Source organism: Sphaerospermopsis aphanizomenoides BCCUSP55 (assembly GCF_001586785.1).
GTDB classification, from domain to species: Bacteria; Cyanobacteriota; Cyanobacteriia; order Cyanobacteriales; family Nostocaceae; genus Sphaerospermopsis_A; species Sphaerospermopsis_A aphanizomenoides_A.
In genome coordinates, this window is record NZ_LUFH02000207.1 from 1 (window position 1) to 2,497 (window position 2,497).

Genomic DNA, 2,497 nt, shown 5'->3' on the forward strand with positions numbered 1-2,497 from the left:
ACAAAATCCTGGAGCCGGGCACCGGCAAAGCCCCGAAGGCGACCGACACGGTTCTCGTCAACTACCGCGGGACCCTTCTGGACGGCACGGAGTTTGACAGCTCCTACAAGCGGAACGAGCCGATCGAATTCCCGCTGAACCGGGTGATCCCGGGATGGACCGAAGGCGTCCAACTGATCAAGGAGGGCGGAAAGATCCAGCTGTTCATCCCGCCGAACCTCGCCTACGGATCGCGTGGAGCGGGCGGGGTCATCGGGCCCGATGAGACCCTCATCTTTGAGGTCGAGCTTCTGAAGGTCCGCTAAGGAGGCTGGAGCTGAAAAGCCTGCGCTGATGGACATCGCCTTTCCGACCCGCCATTTTGGCGGGTATATCTTTGACTGTGACGGCACGATTGCCGATACGATGCCGCTTCATTACCGGGCCTGGGCGCGGGCGATGAAGGACTTCGGCGGGACATTCCCCGAGGACATCTTCTATGCCTGGGGCGGCAAGCCGACCGACGTCATCGTAAACCAGCTGAACGCGATGTTCGGAACCTCGCTGGACGTGGCAGAGACCGTTGCGCGCAAGGAGGGATACTACCTTGAGTCCGTCCATGAAGTCGGCCCGGTCGTCCCCGTGCTGGAGTTCGCCCGCAGCATCCACGGGACTGCCCCCATGGCGATCGCCTCGGGAGGACACCACGAACTGGTTGATGCCACGCTCGCCGCGCTCGGGATCACGGAACTTTTCGATGCCGTGGTTTGCGCGGAGGACTACGTCCACGGCAAGCCGGCCCCGGATCCGTTTCTGGAGGCCGCGAGGCGCCTTCAGGTGCCGCCGGACCAATGCGTGGTCTTTGAAGACAGCCCGACCGGAATTGCCGCAGCCGAGGCAGCTGGAATGGCGCACGTCTTCGTCCCGACCGCCATGCGGGGCCGCGAGCCGATCAACTCCTGATCTCAGGCGGCCTGAGCTGGCGGGTCGTCCCTGCCGCTCACTTCACCAGCGAGACCTTCCCAGTCTCGAGATCATACATCCCGCCAACAATCTTGATCTGCCCGGAGCGCTCCAACTCCGCGAGAATCGGGCTTTGCTTGCGGATGCTGTCGACTGTCAGGCGCACGTTTTCTGCGGCGACCTTGTCGACAAACTCCGGGTCGGTGGAAGCTTTCTGACCCGGGGTTTCCGCCTTCACAGCCCTGACAGCCGGGCGGATCTTTTGAAGAAGCCCGGTGAGGTGGCCGAGTTTCGCATCCGCACAGGCGCCGCGCACGGCCCCGCAGCCGGTGTGGCCGAGAACCATGACCAGCTTGGCTCCGGCCAGCTTGGTTGCAAATTCCATCGAACCGAGCTGATCGTTATCCTGGACGTTGCCGGCCACGCGGCCGACAAAGATGTCCCCGATCCCGAGGTCAAAGACCTGCTCGACGGGAATGCGGGAGTCCAGGCAGGAGAGGATCACCGCCTTGGGATACTGACCCTGCGCCGTGGCCACCCGCCTGGCGGTGATATCCTGGTGCCCGTGGACCTGTCCGTCCATGAAGCGTTCGTTGCCAGCCAGAAGGGTTTTCAAAACTTTCTCAGGAGTCAGGGAGGACTGGCGCTGCTCGGTGGTTTGAGCCCCGGCGAACGGAAGAAAAGCCGAGAGGAGCAGGGCGGAAAACAAGAGGGTCTTTTTCATGATTCGGAGTAATGACGATGCCGCGGACAGGTCCGCGATGGGCAGGCAATTTTTCGAAGGGGGGATTGAAGAAATGGCTGGGGAGGGAATCGAACCCCCGACACGAGGATTTTCAGTCCTCTGCTCTGCCAACTGAGCTACCCAGCCGACGGGATGCGCAGAATAGCAAGGAAAGCGCACCCGGCAAGTCTTTCCGCGCGGATTTTTGTCACGCCTTGGCAGAGCCATCGGCCGGCGCGGAGTCCTGGGAATCCGGCGCGGCAACGCTGTTGATGCGGCGCCTTTCCTCCGCCATCTCAGCGATCCGGCGCCGGATCTCCGGATACCGGTTGAGGAAGCTTCGGAAGTCCCTGGCCCGAAGGGTGGCGAACCGGCAGAAGTCGATCGCCGTGACATCGGCCGACCTCGGCTCTCCGGTGATGAGGGCCATTTCCCCGAAGAAGTTTCCGGCGCCGAGCTTGAACTCCCGGTCGCCCACGCAGACCTCGACCTCGCCCTCGGCAATGAAATACATCGAATCTGCGGCATCACCCATCCGGATGATTCGTTCGCCGGGGGCAGCCGACTTCGGCTCGAAGTGAAGGATGAGGACCTCTTGCTGTTCCTCGCTGAGGGCGGAAAAGAGCGGGAACTTCCGCACGAGCTCAGCCGGAGCAAAGGTCTTGCGGGCTGCAGCCTTGGCCTCTACGCGCTTCCGCGCCTCATCAAGGTCAGCCTGAAGGGCAGCGAAGGGACGGGATCCGGCGCCCTCGAACCAATCCCTCCAATTCGGGTTCGCCCGCATCCAGGCACAGATCCGGTCGGCACCCGCAAAGACCAGCGGGTTGAGGG

4 protein-coding genes and 1 tRNA gene are annotated in these 2,497 nt (G+C 62.8%); 2 read left to right on the forward strand and 3 right to left on the reverse strand.

Features of this window, described 5'->3' with window-relative positions; genetic code table 11:
* Both A0J48_RS26260 and A0J48_RS26265 read left to right on the forward strand, forming a co-directional pair.
* On the forward strand, positions 1-305 hold a 305-nt coding region (locus A0J48_RS26260), incomplete at its 5' end, for an FKBP-type peptidyl-prolyl cis-trans isomerase (protein ID WP_200327511.1).
* 28 nt (positions 306-333) lie between these two features.
* Positions 334-942: an HAD family hydrolase gene (locus tag A0J48_RS26265; RefSeq protein WP_200327512.1), complete on the forward strand. Its 609-nt coding sequence runs from the start codon at positions 334-336 to the stop codon at positions 940-942.
* Between the two features lie 37 nt (positions 943-979).
* Here A0J48_RS26265 and A0J48_RS26270 read toward each other — a convergent pair whose 3' ends face one another.
* The 3 genes from A0J48_RS26270 to A0J48_RS26280 all read right to left on the reverse strand — a co-directional run.
* Positions 980-1,666, reverse strand: a complete 687-nt coding sequence (locus A0J48_RS26270) for a carbonic anhydrase family protein (protein ID WP_200327513.1) — start codon at positions 1,664-1,666, stop codon at positions 980-982.
* Between the two features lie 74 nt (positions 1,667-1,740).
* Positions 1,741-1,813: transfer RNA gene (locus A0J48_RS26275), tRNA-Phe, on the reverse strand.
* Between the two features lie 61 nt (positions 1,814-1,874).
* Positions 1,875-2,497, reverse strand: a 623-nt coding sequence (locus A0J48_RS26280; RefSeq protein WP_200327514.1) for a cyclic nucleotide-binding domain-containing protein, incomplete at its 5' end; no start/stop codon positions are given.

What these genes read in the sequence shown, in the direction of transcription:
- A0J48_RS26265 (WP_200327512.1), top strand. Translation starts at nt 334, where the DNA reads ATGGACATCGCCTTTCCGACCCGCCATTTTGGCGGGTATATCTTTGAC.
- A0J48_RS26270 (WP_200327513.1), bottom strand. Translation starts at nt 1,666, where the DNA reads ATGAAAAAGACCCTCTTGTTTTCCGCCCTGCTCCTCTCGGCTTTTCTT.